Source organism: Stutzerimonas kunmingensis, assembly GCF_032106285.1.
Lineage (GTDB): Bacteria > Pseudomonadota > Gammaproteobacteria > Pseudomonadales > Pseudomonadaceae > Stutzerimonas > Stutzerimonas kunmingensis_B.
Genome location: NZ_DAMCPO010000011.1, coordinates 102,155 through 127,094, shown reverse-complemented (window position 1 = coordinate 127,094; position 24,940 = coordinate 102,155). Strand labels below are relative to the sequence as shown.

The following is a 24,940-nucleotide window of genomic DNA, read 5'->3' as shown; positions in this document are numbered from 1 at the left end:
CTCGCGTATCGATATAAGGAACCTCGCATGCCCAGTCATTCAGTCAGCACGCTGTGGAACGAGCTACGCGCCCAGGCGCTTCACGCGCTGGATGCGGAGCCGACCCTGGCCACGCTATTCCAGCGGGCTATCCTCGACCATCCCGATTTCGGCTGCGCGCTTGCCCAGCGCATTGGCCATGCGCTGGCGGAAAGCAGCGAGCAGAGCCGTACGCTGACTGATCGTTTCGCTGGCATTCACCAACAGGCCGCAGCGCTCGCCGAGGTGGCGTGCTCTGACCTGCAGGCAATCGTCAGCCGCGACCCGGCGTTCGACACCGCGCTGGAAGTGTTCCTGTTCTCCAAGGGTTATCTGGCGTTACAGGCCTATCGTGTCGGGCACCACTTGCATGAACGGGGCGAACGCCTGCTGGCAATGTTCATCCAGGCACGCAGCAATGAACGCCTGGGCATCGACATCAACCCGGCCAGCCGCATCGGCAGTGGCATCATGCTCGATCACGGAACCGGCATCGTCATCGGCGAAACCGCTGTGGTGGGCGATGACGTATCGATCCTGCAGGGCGTTACCCTGGGCGGTACGGGCAAGGAAGGCGGCGACCGCCATCCGAAGGTGCGCAGCGGCGTGATGATCGGCGCTGGAGCGAAGATTCTCGGGAACATCGAGATTGGCGAAGGCGCCAAGGTTGGCGCCGGCAGCATCGTGCTGCATCCCGTTGCGCCGCATACCACGGTGGTTGGCAATCCGGCTCGTCAGGTCGGCACGCCGCGCCACGCACGACCGGCCCTGGATATGGACCAGTCGTTCGACGGAGATCGCTGAGCAGTCAGCGCTTGTCGCGGCGCTTCTTCTCGGCCTTCTTGTGGTGCGACATGAGACGGCGCTTCTTGTTGACCTGGCGGTCGGTAAGCGTGTTTTTCTTGCCCTCGTAAGGGTTTTCTCCGCCCTTGTACTCGATACGGATGGGCGTACCGACCAGCTTCAAGACGCGTCGGTAGGTGTTCTCCAGATAACGGGTGTAGGACTTTGGAATCGAGTCGACCTGGTTGCCATGGATCACGATCAGCGGCGGGTTGGCGCCGCCCAAGTGCGCGTAACGAAGCTTGATCCGGCGGCTGGCAACCATCGGCGGCGCATGCTCGCGAACCGCATCTTCAAGGATCTGCGTCAGACGGCTGGTGGGCCATCGCGTCACGGCTGAAGTGAACGAGGCCTGCACGGACTTGTACAGATTACCGACGCCGGTACCATGCTTGGCGGAGATGAAGTGGATGTCGGCGAACTCGACGAAGAACAACCGGCGCTCCAACTCGGTCTTCACATAGTCGCGCTCACTCGGCTCCATGCCGTCCCACTTGTTCAGTGCGATGACCAACGCCCGACCGCTTTCCAGCACGAAGCCGAGCAGGTTCAGATCGTGTTCGACCACTCCCTCGCGGGCATCCATGACGAAAATCACGACGTTGGAATCCTGGATCGCCTGCAGCGTCTTGACCACCGAGAACTTTTCTACGGCCTCGAAGATCTTGCCGCGACGGCGCACACCGGCCGTGTCGATCAGTGTGTACTTGGCGTCATCACGTTCGAAGGGAATGTAGATGCTGTCGCGGGTTGTACCGGCCTGGTCATAAACGATGACCCGCTCCTCACCGAGCATGCGATTGACCAGCGTCGACTTGCCCACATTGGGCCGGCCGATGATGGCGATCTTGATGCCATCCTTTTCGCTCGGTCCAGGGATGCGCTTGAGCTCTTCTCCTTCGGCAACCGTCTCGCCCTCTTCACCCTCGGCTTCGGCAACTTCGGCGTTGTCCTTGGGGAACATGCCGAGCGCCTGCTCGAGCATATGGGTGATACCACGGCCATGTGCGGCGGCGATCGGAAGGGCGTCGCCCAGGCCCAACGGGCTGAATTCCGCTCGGGCGATATCCGGATCGATGCTGTCGACCTTGTTCGCCACCAGGAAGTGGCGTTTGTTCATCTTGCGCAGGTGCTCGGCAATCATCTGATCGCCAGGCGTCATGCCGGCACGCGCGTCAACCATGAACATCACCGCATCGGCCTCTTGCATGGCTTGCAGGGACTGCTCGGCCATCTTGGCGTCGATGCCCTCCTCATCGCCGGTCAGACCACCAGTGTCGATGACGATGTAGGTGCGGCCCTGCCATTTGGCCTCGCCGTACTGGCGATCTCGGGTCAGACCGGCGTACTCGGCCACGATGGCGTCGCGGCTCTTGGTCAGACGATTGAACAGGGTGGACTTGCCGACGTTCGGGCGGCCCACCAGGGCGATTACGGGAACCATGCGGCTCTCCACTGCGATATTTCAGAAAACACGAAGGCCGCTGCATTGCAGCGGCCGAATATTCAGGGCTCCGCCAGGCGGAGCCGTGGGCGCAACTTGCGGTCAGTCAGCCTGACGGATAGTCAACGCCACCAGCTTGCCGTCATTGCCGAAGGCATACAGCCAGTCGCCCTCGACTACCGGACGGGCACGGACGCCAGAGCTGTCGATACGCTCGCGAGCGACGAAACGACCATCGACCTGGCTCAGCAGGTGCAGATAGCCCTCGATGTCACCCACCACAACATAGCTGGAAAATACTGCGGGAGCCGAAAGCTGGCGGCGCGCCATGGACTCATTGCGCCACAGAGCAGTCGTGGAGCGCTCGTCGATCCCCTCGACAGTGCCGTCGGCAAGGCTCAGGTAAACGCTACCGTAGCCGAGCGCAGCACCCGAATAGCTGGACGCATCGCGCTGCCAGAGGACACGACCACTTTCCAGTTCCAGTGCCGCGGCACGGCCCTGATAGCTGGTGACGTAGAGCGTGCCACCGGATAGCAGCAGACCACCGTCGATATCGACGACCCGCTCAAGCTCCGAACGTCCTTGCGGAATGGCAACGCGCTGCTCCCAGACCGGAAGCCCGCGACGGGTATCCAGTGCGACCACTTTGCCGCTGGACAGGCCGGCAACGGCCAGCTGATTGGTCAGCAGCGGTGCGCCGGTCCCGCGTAGCGTCAGCACCGCAGGAGAGCTCTCGTAGCTCCAGCGCTGCGCGCCGGTATCCATCTCCAGCGCGATCAGCCGATCATCCTGCGTCTGCACCAGGACGATGTCGCCATTGACGGCCGGGGCAGCCAGTACTTCACTGCTGACCTGACTGCGCCAGCGCTCCTCGCCCGTGCTGACGTCAAGCGCCAGCACTTCACCGCGCAGGGTGCCAACCAGCACCAGGCCGTACCCGGCGCCAACCCCGCCGGAAACCGGCGTATCAAGCTTCTTCTTCCAGTTGACCTTGCCTGTCAGGCGATCCATGGATACCACCAGCCCTTCGACATCGGCGGCGTAAATCTGGTCGCCATACACCACCGGCGTCAGCAGGTTGTAGGTCTTGCCCTGCCCTTCACCGATCGAACGACTCCACTCCTTCTTCAAGGAGATCTCCGCCTCGAACTTGGTCAGCTCCGCCGGCTCCGGCTCTTTAGTGTCCTTGTTGCTACAACCCGCGGCCAGTACAGCCAGGGTCAGCAATGCTGCAGTCTTCCAGCGCATCGTTTACGCCTCCCCTCGGGCCAGATCATCCAGCTTCATTTGCAGACCACCGATGGCCGCATCCTGGGACAGCGACTCTTTCGCCGTGGTGTAGGCCGCATGCGCCTCGTCGCGTCGGCCAAGCTGCACCAGCAGATCGCCGCGCAGCTCCTCGCGACTGGCAGCGAAGGCCTGATCAGCCTTGCCGTCCAGCAGCTTGAGCGCTTCTTCTGCCTTGTCCTGCGCAGCCAGAACGCGTGCCAGACGCTGACGAGCCAGCTCGTCCAGCGTCTTGTCGGCGGGCTTGTCGACCACGGCGCGAAGCTCGCTAGCCGCTTCGTCCAACCGCCCCGACTCGACCGCCACCTTCGCCACGAACAAGCTGCCGTACTGCGCATAATGCGTGCCGGCGAAATCTTTCTTCAGCAGATTGCCCAATCGCGCAACTTCCGCCGCATCGGCTTCACCTTCTTCCAGCGCTGCGCCGAGCAGCTGCTGATAGATCACCGAGGCATCCTGCGCCTGGTTGACCTGATGGTTCTGCCAGAATTGCCAGCCGAACACCAAGACCAGAGCGAGCACAGCCCCAAACAGAAGAGGCTTGCCGTTGCGCTGCCACCAGTCTTTGATCTGCGCCAGTGTTTCTTCTTCGGTACCCGAGGTCACGCTGTCACTCCTTTCATTCGCTTAGTCTCAGACCTGCTCGAGGCAGGCAGCCAGACGCTCGGGCAGAGCATCCCAGGCAATGCTTTGTTGCTCGCTGTCGTCGCGTAGCGGCTTGCAACCTACCACGCGCCCTGCCAGTTCGTCGTCACCCAGGATCAGCGCAAAGCGCGCGCCGCTCTTGTCCGCTTTCTTGAACTGACTCTTGAAACTGCCGCCACCGGCGTTCACCAGCAGGCGCAGCCCTGGCAGCGTATCGCGCAGGCGCTCGGCCAGAGCCAGTGCTGCCAGCTCGGCAGGCTCACCGAATGCGCAGATATAGGCATGCGGCACCGGGCTCAAGGCGTCCGGCACCAGACCAAGGGTTTCCAGCAGCAGCACCAGGCGCTCGACGCCCATGGCGAAGCCGACACCCGGGGTAGGCTTACCGCCAAACTGACTGATCAGGCCATCGTAACGGCCGCCAGCGCAGACGGTGCCCTGCGAGCCCAGTTTGTCGGTAACCCACTCGAACACGGTTCGACCGTAGTAATCCAGACCACGCACCAGCTTCGGGTTGATTTCGTAGGCGATGCCGACTGCATCGAGGCGCGCCTTCAGGCCTTCGAAATGCACGCGTGACTCATCGTCGAGGTAGTCATGCAGCGTCGGTGCGTCGGCCAGCAGCGCCTGAGTCTGGGCATTCTTGCTGTCGAGAATACGCAGCGGATTGGTCGTCAGGCGCCGCTGGCTGTCCTCGTCGAGCTGATCGAAACGCTGCTGCAGGTAGGCCACCAGCGCATCGCGGTAGCGCGCACGTGCTTCGCTGGAGCCCAGGCTGTTGAGCTGCAGCGTTACAGCGTCGGCCAGGCCGAGCTGCTTCCACAGGCGCGCGGTCAGTACGATCAGCTCGGCGTCGACATCCGGCCCGGGCTGGTTGAAGACTTCCACGCCGATCTGGTGGAACTGCCGATAGCGGCCCTTCTGCGGCTTCTCATAACGAAACATCGGCCCCGTGTACCAGAGCTTCTGCACCTGGCCGCCACCGGTCATGCCATGCTCGAGCACGGCGCGCACACAACCGGCAGTGCCTTCAGGACGCAGGGTCAGCGACTCTTCGTTGCGATCGAGGAAGGTGTACATCTCCTTGTCAACCACGTCGGTGCCTTCACCGATGCCGCGAGCGAAGAGGTCGGTGAACTCCAGGATAGGCAGGCGAATCTCGCTGTAGCCGTAGCTGTCGAGCAGTTGCGCGAAGGTGCTTTCCAGATAACGCCAGGTCGGGGTCTGCGCAGGCAGGATGTCGTTCATGCCACGAATGGCTTGCAGGGACTTGCTCAATGGGATTCCTTAAAGATCAGCTGCGCGCGATGACCGCCGCGTCGGCCGCGAGCTTCTCGGCGGCCTTGCGTCGGATGAGCTGCTCCAGCTCATCGACGAGATTTTCGTTGTTCAGTTTTTGCGCCGGCTTGCCGTCGATGTAGACCAGATTGTTAGGGCTGCCACCGGTCAATCCGACATGGGCCTCCTTCGCCTCTCCCGGACCGTTCACAACGCAACCGATCACGGCAACGTCCATCGGTACCAGCAGGTCTTCCACGCGGATTTCCAGCTCGTTCATGGTCTTGACCACATCGAAGTTCTGCCGCGAGCAGCTCGGGCAGGCGATGAAGTTGATACCACGTGAACGCAGACGCAGCGACTTGAGGATATCGAAGCCGACCTTGATTTCCTCGACAGGATCGGCCGCCAGCGACACGCGAATGGTGTCACCGATGCCTTCAGCGAGCAGCATGCCCAGCCCGACCGCGGACTTCACGGTGCCGGAACGCAGTCCACCCGCCTCGGTAATGCCCAGGTGCAGCGGCTGTTCGATCTGCCCGGCCAGCAACCGATAGGCCTCGACCGCCATGAATACGTCGGAAGCCTTGACGCTGACCTTGAAGTCCTGGAAGTCCAGGCGATCGAGATGATCGACATGGCGCAGGGCGGACTCCACCAGCGCCTGCGGGGTCGGCTCGCCGTACTTTTTCTGCAGGTCCTTTTCCAGCGAACCGGCATTCACCCCGATGCGGATCGGGATGCCCTTGTCGCGCGCCGCATCGACCACCGCGCGCACGCGATCTTCGCGACCGATATTGCCGGGATTGATGCGCAGGCAATCAACGCCGAGCTCGGCCACGCGCAGAGCGATCTGATAATCGAAATGGATGTCGGCCACCAGCGGCAACTGCACCAGTTGCTTGATGCGCCCAAAGGCCTCGGCAGCCTCCATGGAAGGCACTGAAACCCTGACGATATCGGCGCCTGCATTGGCCAGGCGCTGGATCTGCGCAACCGTCGCCTCGACATCACAGGTCTCGGTATTGGTCATGCTCTGTACGGAAATCGGCGCATCACCACCGACCGGCACATTGCCCACCCAGATCTTGCGGGATTGGCGACGCTTGATAGGAGATTCGGAATGCATGGTCAGCTTACTGTCCGAGCTTGAGGCGCGCTGTCTCGCCGCGCATATGAGAGGCGAGGTTCACAGCTTCGCCGTTGTAACTGAGTTGGGCGCCGCGAGCGTAGCCCAGATGTACGTCCAATGGTGCCTTGCCGCTGACCGCCCTGGTGGTCCCAGCCTTGGCCAGCGCACTGAACAGTACTCGTCCGTCGGCATCGCTGACTCGCGTCCAGCAATCGGCGGTGAAACTCAGCTCCAGCTGGGCCTCGCCGGCTACTGGCGGGGCGGTGGCGTTCGAGGCACTCGTGGGAGCCGGGGAGGCCGTTGCGTCAGCGCCTTGCGTGGGGCTGTCGGGCAGCGTCAGCGGCAGAGACTGCGCGGCCTCGCCCGCCGGCTCGGTGATGGTGCCCTGCACATCAGTGGTGGCTGGAGCCTGTTGCTCAGACTCGATCGCTTCACTCTCGTTCGAATCGGCTAGCGGTGCTGTTTGCTCGACTGGCTGTTCGCTCTGCTGCTCGGCACCCTCGTCAGCGCGATCAAGCAGATGGATCTCGGTGGTTCCATCCGCGCCTTCCACTTCGATTCGCTCCAGCGCCGAGACCGGTGGCGTCGTGGCCTCTCGAGCCATGCGTTCCTGCCACCAATACCAGGCGACTGCAGCCAGGAGCAGCAACAAGGCAAAGCCGAAGAAGCGCATGAAGCTTCGCGACAGACGGCCGGGCTCTTCGATGCGCCCCAGGCTGTTGACGTTGCTTCCGGAAGCGTTGGTACCGGTGTGCAGGTCGAACTCCTGAACCAGGCGATTCTGATCCAACCCCAGCAACTTGGCATAGGCACGAACGTAACCCCGGGCAAAGGTGTGCCCTGGCAACTGGCTGAAATCGCCGGCCTCGATGCGAGCTAGCGAGCGCTCGGTGAGATTCAGCTGCTGTGCAACTGCAGACAGCGGCCAGCCCTTGTCTTCGCGAGCTATACGCAGCGTCTCGCCGGGGTTGTTGCCCATCGGTGCAGCGGATTCTTGGTGCGGCGCGGTCATCGTTGCTCCGAAAGATATTGCTTGTATTCATCCGTACCGGGATACAGCCGCCTCAGCTGCAGCGCGAGGCTTGCAGCAGTGTCGCGGTCCTGATGGATGTTGGCCAGACGGATACCGAGCAGCAGACTCCGTGCGTTCTGCTCGGCCAGTTGGCTGAAGCTATCGTAGTAACGCTTGGCTGGAACGTATTGCTTGTCCTCGAAGGCCATGAGTGCAAGCTCGAGCAACGCGCGGGGCTGGCGACTGTCGAGGCGCAGCGAGCGGGTGAAATGGAGCTCGGCCTCTTCACGCTGGCCCAACTGCAGTGCAGTCATACCCAGATTCTGAAAGACCCGCGCCCGCTCGGAATACATGTTGTCTTCGGAAGCCTGACGGAAACGCTCCATGGCTTCGGGGTAGCGCTTCTGCTCGAACAGAAAGCTGCCGTAGTTGTTGAGTATGCGGGCGTCCTTGCGACTGGAGAGCGCTTCACGGTAGTGCTTGTCGGCCAGGTCGTTTTCCATTTCGGTCTGGAATACCAAAGCCAGGGCGGCGTGTGCATCGGCGCTGTTCGGATCAATTTCGAGGGCCTTGCGCAGTGGCGTCTTGGCGCGCGCGGCGGCGCCCTGCTGCAGGTAGCCGATCCCCAATTGAATATAGGCGTCGCGGGCCTGCTGGCGACCTTCGTCGGTTCTCAGCGGATCAGTGGATCCAGAAGACACACAACCGGCCAACAGGCCGGTCAGTAGAAGCAGCAGCGCAGCGCGCAAAATCATCAGCATCCCCCTCAGGATCGGTTCGAAGCAGTTTGCGCCGCACCTGGCTCGCTCTGTAGCTCACGCACAGCGATGTATCTCTCGCTTCGACGCGTCCGGTCCAGCACCTGGCCGACGAGCTGACCGCAAGCCGCGTCGATGTCTTCGCCGCGGGTGGTACGCACCGTTACATTGTGCCCACCTTTGTGCAGGATGTCCTGAAAACGGCGGATAGCATTGTTGCTCGGCCGCTCATATCCGGAGTGAGGGAACGGATTGAACGGGATCAGATTGATCTTGCACGGGATATCCGCCAGCAGCGTGATCATCTGCTCGGCATGTTCGGGCTGATCGTTGATGCCCTTGAGCAGGGTGTACTCGATGGTCAGCACGCGCTTCTCACCGAGCCTCGAGATATAGCCTTTGCATGCCGCCAGCAGCATGTCCAGCGGGTACTTCTTGTTGATCGGCACCAACTGATCACGCAACGCATCGTTGGGTGCGTGCAGCGACAATGCCAGAGAAACGTCGATGACCTTGGCCAGCTCGTCGATCATCGGCACGACGCCGGAGGTCGAGAGCGTCACCTTACGCTTGGAAATCCCGTAACCAAGGTCGTCCATCATGATGTGCATGGCAGCGACGACGTTGTCGAAATTCAGTAACGGCTCGCCCATCCCCATCATCACCACGTTGGTGATCGCGCGATCGATTTTCGCCGGGATGGAGCCGAATGATTTGTTAGCAATCCAGACCTGACCGATCACCTCGGCCGCTGTCAGGTTGCTGTTGAAGCCTTGCTTGCCGGTGGAACAGAAACTGCAATCCAGCGCACATCCGGCCTGCGAGGACACGCACAGCGTTCCACGTCCGCCCTGGGGGATGTACACAGTTTCCACACAGCTGCCCGAGGCGACACGCACGACCCATTTGCGGGTGCCGTCGCTGGAGATGTCTTCACTGACGACCTCCGGGCCGCGAATCTCGGCGCAGGCCTTGAGCTTTTCGCGCAAGGCCTTGCCGAGATTGCTCATGGCGTCGAAATCATCGACACCAAAATGGTGAATCCACTTCATAACCTGACCGGCGCGAAAACGCTTCTCCCCGATGGACTCGAAGAAACTCTCCAGTTGCGACTGGGTAAGCCCGAGCAGATTCACTTTACCGGTCGTGGCAATCATTGAATTCACCTTCGCTCAATCAGCGAATGCGTGCGCACACTTCGGTGGCAGCAAAGAAGTAAGCGATTTCACGAGCAGCGGAAGCTTCCGAATCGGAACCGTGCACGGCGTTCTCGTCGATGGAAACGGCGAAATCGGCGCGGATGGTGCCGGCAGCAGCTTCTTTCGGGTTGGTGGCGCCCATCAGCTCACGGTTCTTGGCGATGGCGTCTTCGCCTTCCAGAACCTGAACGATGACCGGACCGGAAGTCATGAAAGCAACCAGATCCTTGAAGAAGCCACGCTCGCTGTGCTCGGCGTAGAAACCAGCCGCTTCGCGCTCGGACAGCTGAACCATCTTGGAAGCGACGACGCGCAGGCCGGCCTTCTCGAAACGGGTAGTGATTTCGCCGATGACGTTCTTGGCGACAGCGTCGGGCTTGATGATGGAGAAGGTGCGTTGCAGGGCCATGTAGGACTCCAAAACTGATGGGTTAAAGCGAACGAGTAAACCCGCGGATTATACGCGGGTTCATGTCAAAAAACATAAGGGTAGAGGGTAGAAGCCCGGATGGCGCCAGGGACCGCCGAACGGTCCCGAGATACCCAACCGGAGGAAAACGAAAACTTCGAAACCGCTCTATTCGGCTTCTTCGATCCAGGCCGACTGGATGGCTTCGAGCACTTTCTCGCCACCCCGACCGGGCTCATCGGCGAAGCCCGGAAGCTCCACCACCCAGCGATGCAGATCGAGGAAATTTACATAGCGCGGATCTACATCGGTCTTGCGCTCGGCCAGCTCGATGGCGATTTCCTGCACGTCACTCCATTTCAGCTGCATGACGCCCACCCTCAGTGCCCTTCGGAAACCTGATTGATTGTGTACTTCGGAATTTCCACGACGAGATCGGCATCAGCCACCACTGCCTGGCAGGATAGCCGGGAATTGGGCTCAAGCCCCCACGCCTTGTCGAGCATGTCATCCTCCAGCTCATCGGAAGCTTCCAGTGACTGGAAGCCTTCGCGAACCACGACGTGGCAGGTGGTGCAGGCACAGGATTTTTCGCATGCATGCTCGATGTCGATGCCATTGCGCAGCGCGGCGTCCAGCACCGTCTCGCCGGTCTGCGCCTCGATAACGGCGCCTTCAGGGCAATGGTCGGCATTGGGCAGGAAAATGATCTGCGGCATCTGGGTCAATCCTCGATATCGTTTAGCCGCCGCCCGGCCAGCGCGGCCTTGACGGTCGAATCCAGCCGGCGCGCAGCAAAGGCGTCGGTGATCTGGCTCAGGCGTTTGGTCTGGCGCTCCATGGCCAGCACATCCTGGCTGTCCAGCAATCCGCGCAACTCGGCGACCTGGGAGTCGATCGCCACGCGCTCTTCAGCAGACAGCAAGCGCTCGCCATCGACGGCCAGCGCAGCCTCGACCGCCTCGAGCAGGCGCTGGGCATCAACCAGCTGCTCACGCAACGCCCGGGCGTCACGGTCCTCGTCCGCCTTGCGGAAAGAGTCCTCCAGCATCCTGGCGATTTCGCCATCGGTGAGGCCATAGGAAGGCTTGACCTGAATACTCGCCTCCACGCCGGATGCCAACTCACGCGCGGACACGCTGAGCAAGCCATCAGCATCGACCTGGAAGGTGACGCGAATCTTTGCCGCCCCGGCGACCATCGGCGGAATACCGCGCAGCTCGAATCGAGCCAGCGAACGGCAGTCGGAGATCAGCTCGCGCTCGCCCTGCAGCACATGAATCATCATGGCCGACTGGCCATCTTTGTAGGTGGTGAAGTCCTGCGCGCGCGCCACCGGAATCGTGGTGTTGCGCGGAATGATCTTCTCCATCAGCCCGCCCATGGTCTCCAGCCCGAGGGACAGCGGGATCACATCGAGCAGCAACAGCTCTTCCCCATCGCGATTATTGCCAGCCAAGGTCTCAGCCTGAATCGCCGCGCCAATGGCCACAACCTCATCAGGGTCGATGTCGGTCAGTGGCTCGCGACCGAACAGCTGCCCAACTGCCGAGCGCACCCTTGGCACTCGTGTCGAACCGCCGACCATGACCACGGCGGTAATCTCCTCAAGCTCCACACCCGAATCCCGCACGGCACGCCGGCAGGACTTGAGACTGCGCGCAATCATCGGCTCGATCAGCGCATCGAAGGTTTCGCGTTGCAGCTCGCCTGACCAGCCGGCATACGCGACATCCACCGCATCCACATCACTCAGATGCTCCTTGGCATCGCAGGCAATCTTCAGCAATTCACGCTGCGCGCCCGGCTCGAGATCGCCGGACACACCGGCACGCTCGAGAATCCAGTCCGCTACCGCATGGTCGAAATCATCACCACCCAGAGCCGTGTCGCCACCAGTGGCCAACACCTCGAAAACGCCCTTGGTCAGGCGAAGAATCGAAATATCGAAGGTACCGCCTCCGAGATCGTAGATCGCGACGACGCCTTCGGCATGACGATCCAGACCATAGGCGACGGCGGCCGCGGTCGGCTCGTTGAGCAGGCGCAGCACGCTGAGCCCGGCAAGTCGCGCGGCGTCCTTCGTCGCCTGACGCTGGGCATCGTCGAAATAGGCCGGAACGGTAATCACCGCACCGACCAGCTCACCGCCCAGGGTCGCCTCGGCACGCTGACGGAGTGCGCGCAGAATCTCAGCCGAGACTTCCACAGGGCTCTTGGCGCCCTGAACGGTCTCGATGAACGGCATTTGCGACTCAGCCTGACGGAAGCGGTACGGCAGCTGTTCGCCCAACTGCTTCACATCGGCCAGCCCGCGACCCATCAGCCGCTTGACCGAACTGATGGTGTTGAACGGATCGGTGGCCGCGGCAAGTTTGGCTTGTGCGCCAACCTCAATGCGGTCAGCGTGATAGCGCACCACCGACGGCAGGATTACTTGCCCATCAGCATCGGCCAACGGCGCAGTGACACCACTGCGCAGGGCAGCTACGAGGGAGTTGGTGGTCCCCAAGTCTATTCCGACAGCCAGGCGCCGCTGATGGGGCTGGGGGGTTTGTCCGGGCTCGGCAATCTGAAGTAAGGCCATGTCTGTCTGATATCGGGCGCAACGCCGGGCGCTGCGCGGGGTTAATCGTCGAGGCGCTCTTCGAGTTGGCGCACTTCCTGGGTCAGCTTGTCGAGAAACTGCATGCGTCGAACCAGACGCTCAGCATCGGCACGCCGCTCAGAATCCTGCCAGATGCGGGCGAAATCATCGTTCAGCCCCTGCTGCGCCTGCTTCAAGCGCGACTTGAACGCCGCTACGCCATCCAGATCGGCCTGCTCATGGAGCTCTTCAAGCTCCTCGCGCCAATGCATCTGCTGCATGAGGAACGCGGGATCCTGAACAGTCGCTTCCAGTGGAACCTCATGCCCCTCGATGGCCAACAGATACCTTGCCCGACGGCTCGGACTCTTGAGCGTCTGGTAGGCCTCATTGAGGCTGGCGGAGCGCTCAAGGGCCTGACGCTGCTCGCTTTCGCCAGCGTCGGCAAAGCGATCAGGGTGAACCTGGCGAGCAAGCTCTCGATAGCGATCGGCAAGAGACGCGAGATCCAGCTCGAACTCGGGCTTCAACTCGAACAATGCAAAATGACAGGGAGTACCCACGGCGTCCTCAGATATTGAAGCTCTCGCCGCAGCCACACTCGCCACGAACGTTCGGGTTGTTGAACTTGAAGCCCTCGTTGAGCCCTTCGCGAACGAAGTCGAGTTCCGTACCGTCGAGGTATACCAAGCTCTTGGGATCAATGATCACCTTGACCCCATGACTCTCGAACACCGAGTCTTCGGCTGCCGTTTCGTCGACGAACTCAAGTACGTACGCCAAGCCGGAACAGCCGGTCGTACGCACCCCGAGTCGCACACCTACACCCTTGCCTCGCCCGTCCAGCGAACGGCGAACGTGCTGGGCTGCAGCGGGCGTCATGGTGATAGCCATCGCAACCTCCCTATTTAAAGCAGACCTTTCTTTTCGCGGTAGTCACGCACAGCTGCCTTGATCGCATCTTCAGCGAGCACGGAGCAGTGAATCTTCACCGGCGGCAGCGCCAGCTCTTCAGCCAGCTGCGTGTTCTTGATGGTTTCCGCTTCTTCTAGGGTCTTGCCCTTCATCCACTCGGTAGCAAGCGAGCTGGAGGCGATGGCGGAACCGCAACCATAGGTCTTGAACTTGGCGTCTTCGATGACGCCCTGCTCGTTGACCTTGATCTGCAAACGCATCACGTCGCCACATGCCGGCGCACCTACCATGCCGGTACCGATGCTCGGGTCTTCAGCGTCGAACTTGCCGACGTTGCGCGGATTTTCGTAGTGGTCGATGACCTTATCGCTGTATGCCATGGTGCAATCCTCTTAGATCAGGCTGTGCGGCGCTTGACGCCGGTCAGTGGGCTTGCCACTCGACCTTGGAAATGTCGACGCCGTCTTTGAACATGTCCCACAGGGGCGAAAGCTCGCGCAGCTTGGTGACGGCCTCGCAAACCTTCTGCGCTGCGTAGTCGATTTCCTCTTCGGTAGTGAACCGACCAAAGGTGAAACGGATGGAGCTATGCGCCAATTCGTCGTTACGACCCAGGGCACGCAGCACGTACGACGGCTCCAGCGAAGCGGACGTACAGGCGGAGCCAGACGATACCGCCAGATCCTTGAGCGCCATGATCAGCGACTCACCCTCGACGTAGTTGAAGCTGAGGTTCAGATTGTGCGGTACACGGGCGGTCAGGCTACCGTTCACATAAAGCTCTTCGAGATGCTCGACCTGCTTGTAGAAGCGATCACGCAGGGAGCGGACGCGCTCGTTCTCTTGGGCCATTTCGTCTTTCGCGATACGAAAGGCCTCGCCCATGCCAACCAGCTGGTGCGTAGCCAGCGTACCGGAACGCATGCCACGCTCATGGCCACCGCCATGCATCTGTGCCTCAAGGCGGACGCGGGGCTTACGGCGAACATACAGCGCACCCACGCCCTTCGGCCCATAGGTCTTATGAGCGGAGAAGGACATCAGATCGACCTTCATCTTCTCCAGATCGATTTCGACCTTGCCGGTCGACTGCGCCGCATCGACATGGAAAAGAATGCCGCGAGAACGGGTCAGCTCGCCGATGGCGGTGATGTCGTTGATAGTGCCGATCTCGTTGTTCACGTGCATGACCGACACAAGAATAGTGTCGTCGCGCAGCGCAGCTTCGACCATCGCCGGCGTGACGATGCCATCCTCGCTCGGCTCGAGATACGTAACCTCGAAGCCTTCGCGCTCGAGCTGGCGAGTAGTATCCAGTACCGCCTTGTGCTCGATCTTGGTGGTGACGATGTGCTTGCCCTTGGACGCATAGAAATGCGCGACGCCCTTGATGGCCAGGTTGTCCGACTCGGTTGCACCGGATGTCCAGACGATTTCACGGGGATCGGCATTGACCAGCTCAGCAACCTGACGGCGCGCATTCTCCGCGGCTTCCTCGGCTTTCCAGCCAAAGGCATGAGAGCGCGACGCCGGATTGCCGAAGTTGCCTTCGTTGGTGAGGCACTCGATCATCTTGGCGGCAACACGCGGATCCACAGGTGTGGTCGCAGAGTAGTCCAGGTAAATCGGCAATTTCATTCAGATATCTCCTATCAGGCAGTCGCCCTGCTCAATCGATGGCGGACGTTTCTATCTTGTCCATATGCGGCGAAGTGCCACCAGCCTTGCGCATGTCTTGGCGCAGGGCGACCTGCTGCACGTCCTGGCGCTTGACCAGGTCGGCCAGGCTGATGCCGCTGAGGAATTCATGAATCTGCTGGCTGAGGTCACACCACAGATGGTGAGTCAGGCAGGTATCGCCAGAATGACAGCCGCCCAGACCTTGGCAACGCGTGGCATCGACCGACTCGTTCACAGCGTCGATGACCTGGGCGACCTGAATGCCGGCCATGTCGCGAGAAAGCTGATAGCCGCCGCCGGGCCCTCGCACGCTGGTCACCAAGCTGCCGCGGCGCAGCTTCGCGAAGAGCTGCTCGAGATAGGAAAGGGATATACCCTGCCGCTCGGAAATATCGGCCAGGGAGACCGGCCCATGCTGCGCATGCAGCGCCAGATCGAGCATGGCGGTCACGGCATAACGGCCTTTGGTGGTTAATCGCATCGGTCTGCACCAAGCATTACGGTTTGGCGCAATTATGCAATTCCCGAGTATTTGAGTCAACTATAAGACCTATTAATTCAGTAGGTCTTTAGTCTGGAACCACGCCCGGCCGGAGGCAACGGGCCGGCATGATACCAGCTGCTGCCAGCCCGCGCACTTCAGGTGCGGGCATCGCCAGCGTCGGACTTCACTTCAACGAAGTCTTCTTCTCGCAGCTCCGGAAGGTCCTTGGCGCAATAATCGCTGCCCAGCGCCTTGAGCGCGCCACACATGCCCTCCAAGCGCTCCTCTACGGCCTGAACATGATCCAGCAACTGCCCAATGGCTCGCGCGACGGGATCGGGCATATCCTCGCTGACGCCATAGGCGTCGAATCCGATCTTCTCGGCAATGGCCTTGCGCTTGGCTTCCTGCTCATCGCTGGATTTGACGATCACCCGCCCCGGAATCCCAACCGCCGTCGCTCCTGGCGGCACTTCACGGGTAACCACCGCATTGGAGCCGATCTTCGCGCCCGCGCCGACGGTGAACGGCCCGAGGATCTTCGCGCCCGCCCCCACGATCACACCGTCTTCAAGCGTCGGATGGCGCTTGCCCTTACTCCAGCTGGTGCCACCGAGTGTCACGCCGTGATAGAGCGTCACGTCATCGCCAATTTCCGCGGTCTCGCCAATGACGATGCCCATCCCGTGATCAATGAAGAATCGCCGGCCAATCCTGGCGCCCGGATGGATCTCGACCCCGGTCAGCCAGCGCCCCAGATTCGAGGACATCCGCGCAAGCCACTTGAATTCATGCACCCACAGCCAATGGGACAGGCGATGAATCCAGATGGCGTGCAGCCCCGGATAACAGGTCAGGACTTCGAACGCATTGCGTGCCGCCGGATCGCGATGGAAAACGCTTTGAATGTCTTCGCGCATGCGTTCGAACATCAATCACTTCTCCGCTTGTGAGGCTCGCCGCGGGCAGCCTTTTGTGTCTCGGTGAGAATACCGCGCAGGATATTCATTTCCAGCTTGCTGATACCGCTGCGCCCGTAGAGCCGACGCAATCGGGGCATCAGATGCCTGGGCTTGGTCGGATCGAGAAAGCCGATATCCACCAGAGTCCGCTCAAGATGACCGAAGTAATTCTCCAGCTCGTCGACAGTCACGGGCTGGGCATCCAGCATCGCCGTGGTTTCCAGTTTCTCGACCTTGGTTGGCCGCCCCTCGGCAGCCAACCAGGCCATGCGCACCTCGTAGGTAAGCACCTGCACGGCAGCAGCGAGATTCAATGAACTGAACTGTGGATCAGACGGGATATGGACGTGGTACTGGCAGCGCTGCAACTCTTCATTGGTCAGCCCCGCGTACTCGCGACCGAATACCAATGCGACTTCGCCGCCCCCGGCAGACTGCTCCACGGAAACCGACGCGCACTCCCGAGGGTCGAGCAACGGCCAGGGAATGCGCCGGTCACGAGCGCTGGTTCCGAGCACCAGACTGCAACCAGCGAGCGCCTCTTCCAGCGTTGCAACGACCCGTGCACTATCGAGAATGTCGGTTGCACCGGACGCCCTGGCCACCGCGTTGGGACTCGGGAAATCCTCGGGATCGACCAATACCAGGCTCGAAAGCCCCATGTTCTTCATGGCGCGAGCCGCACCACCGATGTTGCCGGCATGACTGGTATTGACCAGCACGACACGAATGTTCTGCAGCGACACAATAATTCTCTGCTTGAAAGCGAGCAGAAAGCTTACAGGAAGCGGCTCTCGATCCGCCATCTGCCGCCCCCTGCAACCACCACCGTGACGCTACATGCGCCGGCGCTTTCCTGATAGAATTTCGCGCTTTCTTTAACGACCAGGTAATTGATCCATGCAGCCCATGCTGAATATCGCGCTGCGCGCCGCCCGCAGCGCCGGCGAACTGATTGTCCGTTCCACCGATCGCCTGGATGCAATCTCGGTCAACGAGAAAGAAGCGAAGGATTACGTCACCGAAATCGACAAGGCCGCAGAGCAGAGCATCGTCAATGCGCTGCGCAAGGCCTACCCGAATCACGGCATCCTGGGCGAGGAAGGCGGACTGCTCGAAGGCAGCGGGGACGGCGCCGATTACCTGTGGATCATCGACCCGCTGGATGGAACCACCAATTTTGTCCGCGGCATTCCTCACTACGCCGTCAGCATCGCCTGCAAGTACCGCGGGCGCCTGGAACACGCGGTCGTGCTGGACCCGGTACGCCAGGAAGAATTCACCGCCAGCCGCGGCCGTGGCGCCGCCCTGAACGGCCGCCGCCTGCGCGTTAGCGCACGCAAGAGCCTGGACGGCGCACTGCTCGGCACCGGCTTTCCGTTCAAGGATGGCCAGATGGACAACCTGGACAGCTACTTGAAGATGTTCCGCAGCCTGGTCGGCCAGACCTCCGGCCTACGTCGTGCCGGCGCCGCAAGCCTCGACCTGGCTTATGTCGCTGCAGGCCGCTTCGATGCGTTCTGGGAGTTTGGTCTTTCCGAATGGGACATGGCGGCAGGCGCACTGCTGATCCAGGAAGCCGGCGGCTTGGTGAGCGATTTCAGCGGCGGCCATGACTTCCTTGAGAAGGGTCAGATCGTTGCCGGCAACACCAAATGCTTCAAGGCGGTACTAACCACCATCCAGCCGCACCTGACACCTTCTCTCAAACGCTGAGAACGATAGCGGCATAAAAAAACGCCCCAACGGGGCGTTTTTTTGTTGCTGCACAATCGCTCAACTCACTGCTGCGATAGCGACAACTGTCCATCCTGCACCGGGATCTGGCTACCCGGATCGCGATCCATGCGTACGCGACCCACCTTGCCGGCGAGGTCGTACTTCACGTCGTAGCCGACGATCTTGTCGTGCGAATCGGTTACCGTGCTGCAACGTGTTTCGGTAGTGGTATAGGTGCTGCTGGCCTGCATACGGCCCTGCACCTGATTGCCTGCATAACCGCCACCGACCGCACCGGCGACCGTCGCAATTTTCTTGCCGGTACCGCCACCAACCTGATTGCCGAGCAGGCCACCAACCACCGCACCCACTGCTGTCCCTGCGATGCGATGCTGATCCTGCACTGGTTTCTGCCGAGTCACCGCGACATCCTTGCAAACCTCTCGCGGAGTCCGAATGGTTTCCTTGATCGGCTCCACCGCCAGCACATCGGCGAATTTCGGCCCGCGATCAACCAGACTATAAGTAGCGAAAGCGCCGCCAGCCGTGGCGACCACCACTCCGAGCGCCGTGCCGACCAACATGGACTTGTTCACTGTGACTTCCTCTTCCTTCGGGCTGCGCCCGTTCCGCAGCCTTGGACTCCTTTAGGTTGCGGAAGTTCGAAGAAGATCAGGGGCGCTCGTCCGCTTCCTCTTCCACCACTGGTGGAATCAGGTCGTCACGGGTGAGCTTCAGCCAGACGAGCAGCATGCCAGCGACATAGACCGACGAGTACGTGCCTGCCCCAACGCCGATCAACAGCGCCAACGAGAAGCCCCACAGATTCTCGCCACCAAAGACCATGAGCGCACCGACAGCCAGCAACGTGGATACCGAAGTTGCCATGGTGCGCAGCAAGGTTTGCGTCGTGGAAATATTGATGTTTTCCAGCAACTCCGCCTTGCGCAGCATGCGGAAGTTCTCGCGGATCCGGTCAAAGATGACGATTGTGTCGTTCAGCGAATAGCCGATAACCGCCAGCACAGCGGCCAGCACGGTGAGATCGAACGATATTTGGAAAAAGGAGAACACCCCGAGAACGACGATCACATCGTGGAACAGCGACAGCACGGCACCGAGACCGAACTTCCACTGAAAGCGAAATGCCACGTAGACCAGAATACCACCCAGCGCGAGCAGCATGCCCAGGCCACCCTGGTCGCGCAGCTCCTCACCCACCGCAGGCCCGACGAACTCGACTCGCTTGACGCTCACCGAGTTGGCGCTGTCAGCGCCGCGCAATGCATCAGCGATGCGCTCTCCCAGCTGAGGATCGTCGCCCGGCATGCGCACCAGCACGTCAGTAGTCGCACCGAAGCTCTGCACTACAGCGTCGCCAAAACCGGATTGCACCAGCTGCCCACGCACCTGCTCGAGTTCAACCGGGCGCTCATAGCCGAGCTCGATCAGTGTACCGCCAGTAAAGTCCAACCCGAAGTTGAGCCCCTTGACCACCAGGCTCGCCAGTGACGCAACGGTCAGCACCACGGTCAGGGCGAAGGCCACATGGCGGACACCCATGAAATTGATTATGCGTTTCATCGTGCTAGCCCCTTAAATCCACAGCTTCTTGAGATCGCGGCCACCGTAGATCAGGTTGACCATGGCGCGCGTCACGATGATTGCGGTAAACATCGACGTCAGGATGCCGATCGAAAGGGTGACCGCGAAGCCCTTGATCGGGCCGGTCCCCATGGCGAACAGGATGCCGCCGACCAGCAGAGTGGTCAGGTTGCCGTCGACGATCGCCGAGAAGGCCCGATCGAAGCCTTCATGGATGGCGCGCTGGATCGACATGCCATTGGCGATCTCCTCGCGGATTCGCGAGAAGATCAGCACGTTGGCATCCACCGCCATACCCATGGTCAACACGATACCGGCAATACCCGGAAGGGTCAGCGTGGCATTGAGCATCGACATCAGGGCTGTCAGCACGACCATATTGAACAGCAGCGCAATGGTCGCCAACACACCGAAGAACTTGTAGATCAGCACCATGAAGATGGCGACGAAGAGGAAGCCCCACATGGCTGCCTGGACGCCCAGCTTGATGTTTTCAGCGCCCAGGCTCGGGCCGATGGTGCGCTCTTCTGCGAAGTACATCGGCGCCGCCAGACCACCGGCGCGCAGCAGCAACGCCAGCTCTGACGACTCGCCCTGGCCATCGAGGCCGGTGATGCGGAACTGGCTGCCGAGCGGCGACTGGATAGTTGCAAGGCTGATGATCTTCTTTTCTTCCTGGAAGGTCTCGACGCGCACTTCCTGCTCAACACCATCAACCGTCTGCCGCACATAGCGAGTCATCGGCCGCTGCTCGATGAAGATCACGGCCATGCTGCGCCCGACATTGTTGCGCGTGGCGCGATTCATCAGATCGCCGCCGTGGCCATCGAGCCGGATATTCACCTGCGGACGGCCATTCTCGTCGTAGCTGGCCTGGGCGTCGGTCACCTGATCACCTGTAATGATCAGTGTGCGCTCAAGCTGAACCGGCGGGCGGCCCTCTTCGCGGAACTCGAAGGTTTCGGTGGAAGCACGCGATGCATCTGAATCGGCAGCCAGGCGGAACTCGAGGTTCGCCGTCTTGCCGAGGATACGTTTGGCCTCGGCCGTATCCTGCACACCCGGCAGCTCGACGACGATCCGATTGGCACCTTGACGCTGAACCAACGGCTCAGCCACGCCGAGTTCGTTGACGCGATTACGCACCGTGGTCAGGTTCTGCTTGATCGAGTACTCGCGAATTTCCGCCAGCTTGGCTTCGGTCAGCGTCAGACGCAGCACGTACTGGCCGTTGCGCTCTGCGGACGTCAGCTCGAAGTCGGTAAATTCCTTGCGGATGAGCGATTGGGCGGCATCCAAGGTAGCCTCATCGGCAAAGCCCAACTGCACGGAATCCTTCAGATTCGGCAGACTGCGGTATCGCACACGCTCCTTGCGCAGCAGACTCTTGACCTCACCCTCGGAGACGTTCAGGCGCGTTTCAATTGCCTTGTCCATGTCCACTTCCAGGAGGAAGTGCACACCACCGGAGAGATCCAGACCAAGCTTCATCGGGCTTGCGCCAAGATTGCGCAACCAGTCGGGAGTCGTAGGCGCCAGATTGAGCGCAACTACGTAGGCGTCGCCGAGCGCGCGGCGCACGATATCTTTTGCCGGCAACTGATCATCCTGACGCTCGAGACGCACAAGGCCACCTCGGCCCTGCTCGTCCAGGGACGCAGACTTGACCGCGATACCGCCATCCACGAGTGCTTTGCTGATGCGCTCGAGGTCTGCCTCGCCGATCTCCTGCGATGTGCTGGCACCGGTAACCTGAATCGCCGGGTCATCCGGATAGAGGTTGGGCGCAGAGTAAATAAAGGCGATCGCGAGCACTGCCAGAATCAGCAGGTATTTCCAGAGAGGGAATCTATTGAGCATGACGCAGCCCGTTTAATGAACGCGGGGCGCCTTGCGCGCCCCGTCGATATTGAATGAAGTCAGCTCAGATGGCTTTCAGTGTGCCCTTGGGCAACGTTGCGGCGATCGCTACTTTCTGGAACTTCAGCTCAACGTTGTCGGACACCTCGATCACCACGAAGTCATCGGCGACCTTGGTGACCTTGCCAGCGATACCGCCGGAAGTGACCACTTCGTCGCCCTTCTGCAGGCCGGCAATCAGGTTCTTGTGTTCCTTGGCACGCTTGGACTGGGGACGCCAGATCATCAGGTAGAAGATGACCAGAAAACCGACCAGAAAAACCCACTCGAAACCAGTACCAGCAGGACCAGCAGCAGCCTCCTGGGCATAGGCGGCGGGAATCAGAAAGCTCATGTAGCACTCCTGTTGCAGAAAGGATTATTTTGTTCTGGCACGTCACGCAAGCGGCGGCGTTGGCAGACCGCGCTTGGCATAAAAGGCGTCGACAAAGGCCGCCAATGTACCCTGTTGAATGGCGTCGCGTAAACCAGCCATAACCCGCTGGTAATGCCGCAGGTTATGGATGGTATTCAACATGCTACCCAGCATTTCGCCGCATTTATCCAGATGATGCAGATAAGCGCGGGAGAAATGTTTGCAGGTGTAACAGTCACAGCTCGGATCCAGCGGAGAATCGTCGTGTTTGTGAACGGCGTTGCGGATCTTGATCACACCGCTATCAACGAAAAGATGCCCATTTCGCGCATTGCGCGTTGGCATCACGCAGTCGAACATATCGACGCCGCGCCGCACACCCTCGACCAGGTCCTCCGGCTTACCCACCCCCATCAGATAGCGTGGCTTATCCGCTGGCATCTGTGGCGGAAGGAAATCCAGCACACGGATCATCTCTTCCTTCGGCTCGCCAACCGAAAGGCCGCCAATCGCCAGGCCGTCAAATCCGATCTCGCAAAGCCCTTCCAGCGAGCGCATGCGCAAAGATTCGTGCATACCGCCCTGAACAATGCCGAACAACGCAGCCGGACTGTCGCCATGGGCGGCCTTCGAGCGCTTGGCCCAGCGCAGCGACAGCTCCATCGAACGCCGCGCCACGTCCTCGTCAGCGGGATAAGGCGTGCATTCATCGAAGATCATCACGATATCCGAGCCCAGGTCACGCTGGACCTGCATCGACTCCTCCGGCCCCATGAAGACTTTTGCGCCATCTACCGGAGAGGCGAAGTAGACGCCCTCCTCCTTGATCTTGCGCATCGCCCCCAGGCTGAACACCTGAAAGCCGCCCGAGTCGGTGAGGATAGGCCCCTGCCACTGCATGAAGTCGTGCAGGTCCCCATGGCGCTTGATCACTTCAGTGCCAGGGCGCAACCAGAGATGGAAGGTGTTGCCCAGAATGATCTGCGCTCCGATCGCCTCGATGTCACGTGGCAGCATGCCTTTGACGGTACCGTAAGTGCCCACTGGCATGAACGCCGGCGTCTCGACGGTGCCGCGCGGAAAGGTCAGACGTCCGCGGCGCGCCTTGCCATCGGTGGCAAGCAGCTCGAAGGACATATGGCAGGAGCGAGTCATTGGGTTTCCTCGGGGCCGCGCGGCGCGGGATTGCGGGTGATGAACATGGCATCGCCGTAACTGAAGAAGCGATAACGCTGAGCCACCGCTTCGGCGTAGGCCGCCATGGTCTCCTGATAACCGGCGAAGGCGGAAACCAGCATCAGCAGCGTGGATTCAGGCAGATGGAAATTGGTGACCAGCGCATCCACCACATGAAAGCTCTTGCCTGGGTAGATGAAGATATCGGTGTCGCCACTGAACGGCTTGAGTTCACCATCGCGCGCCGCCGTCTCCAGCGAACGCACGCTGGTGGTGCCGACAGCGATCACGCGCCCACCACGGGAGCGACAGGCCGCCACCGCATCGACGACATCCTGGCCGACCTCCAGCCATTCGCGATGCATGTGATGCTCTTCGATACGCTCCACGCGCACCGGCTGAAAGGTGCCGGCGCCGACATGAAGGGTAACGTAGGCCGTTTCCACGCCAGACTCACGCAGCGTCTGCAGCAGCGCCTCATCGAAGTGCAGTCCTGCGGTCGGCGCAGCCACGGCACCGGCGCGCTGCGCGTAGACGGTCTGGTAACGCTCGCGGTCGGCGGCGGCGTCAGGCCTGTCTATATAAGGAGGCAATGGCATGTGCCCGATGCGCTCGAGCAACGGCAGAACATCCTCGTCGAACTCGAGCTCGAACAGCGCATCATGCCGGGCGATCATTTCCGCTTCGCCGCCGCCATCGAGCAGGATCTTCGATCCGGCCTTGGGCGACTTGCTGGAACGGACATGCGCCAGAACACTGCGATTGCCGACTACCCTTTCGACAAGGATTTCCAGCTTGCCGCCGGTAGCTTTCTGACCGAACAGGCGCGCCGGGATCACCCGGGTATTGTTGAACACCATCAGATCGCCGGGCCGTACATGGTCCAGCAGATCGGCGAAGTTGCGATGCGAGAGCTTTCCCGTTTCGCCTTCGAGCACCAGCAGACGACTGGCGCGCCGCTCCGCCAGGGGATGTCGTGCGATCAGGGCATCGGGCAGCTGGAAGAAAAAATCGGCAACTTGCATGGATCGGAGGTCGGGACGCGGAAAGGGCGCAAATCTTATCCGAAACACGTCGACCTGACCACGCCAAGCGATTGACCACCCCGGCGCGCATCCCTATACTGCGCGCCCACTGTGCCTCGATGGCGGAATCGGTAGACGCAGCGGATTCAAAATCCGCCGTTGGTAACAACGTGAGAGTTCGAGTCTCTCTCGAGGCACCATCAGTGAATCGCTACAACGCAGCCAAGCTGCATGCTTAGCGAAACGGGCAACCGGATCGCCTGCAAGTCTAACGCCGTAGCGAAGCTTCAAAGCGCACCAAGCCGCATGCAAGCATCCAGACAATCTGGATCGGCAGCACGGCAAGCAACGTCAGCTACATCGCTTTTCCTCAGACTGACACTCGATATCGATGCAGTCGACTCGTGGCATTGCCTCTCTCGCAACAGCGAATAAGGCGAGTCAAAGCCACGTCAAAAAGCGCCAAATGGCGCCGCCTGGACAG

The 24,940-nt window shown here is 60.9% G+C and carries 27 protein-coding genes and 1 tRNA gene; 3 read left to right on the top strand and 25 right to left on the bottom strand.

Features of this window, described 5'->3' with window-relative positions:
* Positions 1-27: 27 nt before the first annotated feature.
* On the top strand, positions 28-822 hold the full coding sequence (cysE, locus tag RT582_RS11150; RefSeq protein ID WP_044315452.1) for a serine O-acetyltransferase: 795 nt from the start codon (positions 28-30) through the stop codon (positions 820-822).
* A gap of 4 nt (positions 823-826) precedes the next feature.
* Here cysE (RT582_RS11150) and der read toward each other — a convergent pair whose 3' ends face one another.
* The 19 genes from der to trmJ form a co-directional block, all read right to left on the bottom strand.
* A complete protein-coding gene (der, locus tag RT582_RS11145; protein ID WP_014819473.1) occupies positions 827-2,305 on the bottom strand; it encodes a ribosome biogenesis GTPase Der in 1,479 nt (492 codons plus the stop codon).
* Between the two features lie 102 nt (positions 2,306-2,407).
* On the bottom strand, positions 2,408-3,556 hold the full coding sequence (gene bamB, locus RT582_RS11140) for an outer membrane protein assembly factor BamB (protein WP_044315451.1): 1,149 nt from the start codon (positions 3,554-3,556) through the stop codon (positions 2,408-2,410).
* A 3-nt stretch (positions 3,557-3,559) separates the two neighbouring features.
* Positions 3,560-4,201, bottom strand: a complete 642-nt coding sequence (locus tag RT582_RS11135) for a YfgM family protein (protein WP_313477406.1) — start codon at positions 4,199-4,201, stop codon at positions 3,560-3,562.
* Positions 4,202-4,228: 27 nt separating this feature from the next.
* On the bottom strand, positions 4,229-5,518 hold the full coding sequence (hisS, locus tag RT582_RS11130; protein WP_313477404.1) for a histidine--tRNA ligase: 1,290 nt from the start codon (positions 5,516-5,518) through the stop codon (positions 4,229-4,231).
* 16 nt (positions 5,519-5,534) lie between these two features.
* A complete protein-coding gene (gene ispG, locus RT582_RS11125) occupies positions 5,535-6,647 on the bottom strand; it encodes a flavodoxin-dependent (E)-4-hydroxy-3-methylbut-2-enyl-diphosphate synthase (RefSeq protein ID WP_313477403.1) in 1,113 nt (370 codons plus the stop codon).
* A gap of 7 nt (positions 6,648-6,654) precedes the next feature.
* Positions 6,655-7,662 carry a RodZ domain-containing protein gene (locus tag RT582_RS11120; RefSeq protein WP_044315448.1) on the bottom strand — a complete coding sequence of 336 codons (1,008 nt, stop codon included), beginning with the start codon at positions 7,660-7,662 and terminating at the stop codon, positions 6,655-6,657.
* Positions 7,659-8,417, bottom strand: a complete 759-nt coding sequence (pilW, locus tag RT582_RS11115) for a type IV pilus biogenesis/stability protein PilW (RefSeq protein WP_014819467.1) — start codon at positions 8,415-8,417, stop codon at positions 7,659-7,661. Before pilW ends, RT582_RS11120 begins: the two co-directional genes overlap by 4 nt.
* Positions 8,418-8,428: 11 nt before the next feature.
* A complete protein-coding gene (gene rlmN / locus RT582_RS11110; RefSeq protein WP_014819466.1) occupies positions 8,429-9,577 on the bottom strand; it encodes a 23S rRNA (adenine(2503)-C(2))-methyltransferase RlmN in 1,149 nt (382 codons plus the stop codon).
* Positions 9,578-9,596: 19 nt separating this feature from the next.
* Entirely contained in the window at positions 9,597-10,028 is a 432-nt protein-coding gene (ndk, locus tag RT582_RS11105) for a nucleoside-diphosphate kinase (protein ID WP_003284654.1), read from the bottom strand.
* Between the two features lie 168 nt (positions 10,029-10,196).
* Positions 10,197-10,397: a Fe-S cluster assembly protein IscX gene (gene iscX / locus RT582_RS11100; RefSeq protein WP_041013198.1), complete on the bottom strand. Its 201-nt coding sequence runs from the start codon at positions 10,395-10,397 to the stop codon at positions 10,197-10,199.
* An 11-nt stretch (positions 10,398-10,408) separates the two neighbouring features.
* Positions 10,409-10,747: an ISC system 2Fe-2S type ferredoxin gene (gene fdx, locus RT582_RS11095; protein WP_003298166.1), complete on the bottom strand. Its 339-nt coding sequence runs from the start codon at positions 10,745-10,747 to the stop codon at positions 10,409-10,411.
* Between the two features lie 5 nt (positions 10,748-10,752).
* Positions 10,753-12,615: a Fe-S protein assembly chaperone HscA gene (gene hscA, locus RT582_RS11090; RefSeq protein ID WP_313477400.1), complete on the bottom strand. Its 1,863-nt coding sequence runs from the start codon at positions 12,613-12,615 to the stop codon at positions 10,753-10,755.
* Positions 12,616-12,656: 41 nt separating this feature from the next.
* On the bottom strand, positions 12,657-13,178 hold the full coding sequence (gene hscB, locus RT582_RS11085; protein WP_313477399.1) for a co-chaperone HscB: 522 nt from the start codon (positions 13,176-13,178) through the stop codon (positions 12,657-12,659).
* A gap of 7 nt (positions 13,179-13,185) precedes the next feature.
* Positions 13,186-13,509, bottom strand: a complete 324-nt coding sequence (iscA, locus tag RT582_RS11080; RefSeq protein ID WP_003298170.1) for an iron-sulfur cluster assembly protein IscA — start codon at positions 13,507-13,509, stop codon at positions 13,186-13,188.
* Between the two features lie 14 nt (positions 13,510-13,523).
* The gene (iscU, locus tag RT582_RS11075; protein WP_003284664.1) at positions 13,524-13,910 is read right to left on the bottom strand and encodes a Fe-S cluster assembly scaffold IscU; all 387 of its coding nucleotides are present in this window, start codon (positions 13,908-13,910) and stop codon (positions 13,524-13,526) included.
* Between the two features lie 43 nt (positions 13,911-13,953).
* Positions 13,954-15,168 (bottom strand): IscS subfamily cysteine desulfurase, encoded by a 1,215-nt coding sequence (locus tag RT582_RS11070; RefSeq protein ID WP_044315446.1) that lies wholly within the window; start codon positions 15,166-15,168, stop codon positions 13,954-13,956.
* A 31-nt stretch (positions 15,169-15,199) separates the two neighbouring features.
* Positions 15,200-15,691 (bottom strand): Fe-S cluster assembly transcriptional regulator IscR, encoded by a 492-nt coding sequence (gene iscR / locus RT582_RS11065; RefSeq protein ID WP_014819461.1) that lies wholly within the window; start codon positions 15,689-15,691, stop codon positions 15,200-15,202.
* Between the two features lie 158 nt (positions 15,692-15,849).
* Positions 15,850-16,626 (bottom strand): serine O-acetyltransferase, encoded by a 777-nt coding sequence (gene cysE / locus RT582_RS11060; RefSeq protein ID WP_044315445.1) that lies wholly within the window; start codon positions 16,624-16,626, stop codon positions 15,850-15,852.
* Positions 16,626-17,462: a tRNA (cytosine(32)/uridine(32)-2'-O)-methyltransferase TrmJ gene (gene trmJ, locus RT582_RS11055; protein ID WP_236690593.1), complete on the bottom strand. Its 837-nt coding sequence runs from the start codon at positions 17,460-17,462 to the stop codon at positions 16,626-16,628. Before trmJ ends, cysE (RT582_RS11060) begins: the two co-directional genes overlap by 1 nt.
* Positions 17,463-17,556: 94 nt before the next feature.
* Between trmJ and suhB the strand changes: the two genes are divergently transcribed.
* The gene (gene suhB / locus RT582_RS11050) at positions 17,557-18,372 is read left to right on the top strand and encodes a type III secretion system regulator SuhB (protein WP_023446554.1); all 816 of its coding nucleotides are present in this window, start codon (positions 17,557-17,559) and stop codon (positions 18,370-18,372) included.
* Positions 18,373-18,437: 65 nt separating this feature from the next.
* Here suhB and RT582_RS11045 read toward each other — a convergent pair whose 3' ends face one another.
* The 6 genes from RT582_RS11045 to queA form a co-directional block, all read right to left on the bottom strand.
* Entirely contained in the window at positions 18,438-18,971 is a 534-nt protein-coding gene (locus RT582_RS11045; protein WP_014819457.1) for a glycine zipper 2TM domain-containing protein, read from the bottom strand.
* Positions 18,972-19,047: 76 nt separating this feature from the next.
* A complete protein-coding gene (gene secF, locus RT582_RS11040) occupies positions 19,048-19,959 on the bottom strand; it encodes a protein translocase subunit SecF (protein ID WP_044315443.1) in 912 nt (303 codons plus the stop codon).
* A gap of 12 nt (positions 19,960-19,971) precedes the next feature.
* The gene (gene secD, locus RT582_RS11035) at positions 19,972-21,840 is read right to left on the bottom strand and encodes a protein translocase subunit SecD (protein ID WP_014819455.1); all 1,869 of its coding nucleotides are present in this window, start codon (positions 21,838-21,840) and stop codon (positions 19,972-19,974) included.
* Positions 21,841-21,904: 64 nt separating this feature from the next.
* Complete coding sequence (yajC, locus tag RT582_RS11030) at positions 21,905-22,234, bottom strand: preprotein translocase subunit YajC (RefSeq protein WP_003296020.1); 330 nt, start codon at positions 22,232-22,234, stop codon at positions 21,905-21,907.
* 42 nt (positions 22,235-22,276) lie between these two features.
* Positions 22,277-23,392: a tRNA guanosine(34) transglycosylase Tgt gene (tgt, locus tag RT582_RS11025; protein ID WP_152623984.1), complete on the bottom strand. Its 1,116-nt coding sequence runs from the start codon at positions 23,390-23,392 to the stop codon at positions 22,277-22,279.
* Positions 23,393-23,406: 14 nt separating this feature from the next.
* Positions 23,407-24,456, bottom strand: a complete 1,050-nt coding sequence (gene queA / locus RT582_RS11020) for a tRNA preQ1(34) S-adenosylmethionine ribosyltransferase-isomerase QueA (RefSeq protein ID WP_044315441.1) — start codon at positions 24,454-24,456, stop codon at positions 23,407-23,409.
* 113 nt (positions 24,457-24,569) lie between these two features.
* Between queA and RT582_RS11015 the strand changes: the two genes are divergently transcribed.
* Positions 24,570-24,656, top strand: a tRNA-Leu gene (locus RT582_RS11015).
* The last annotated feature ends 284 nt before the right edge of the window (positions 24,657-24,940 follow it).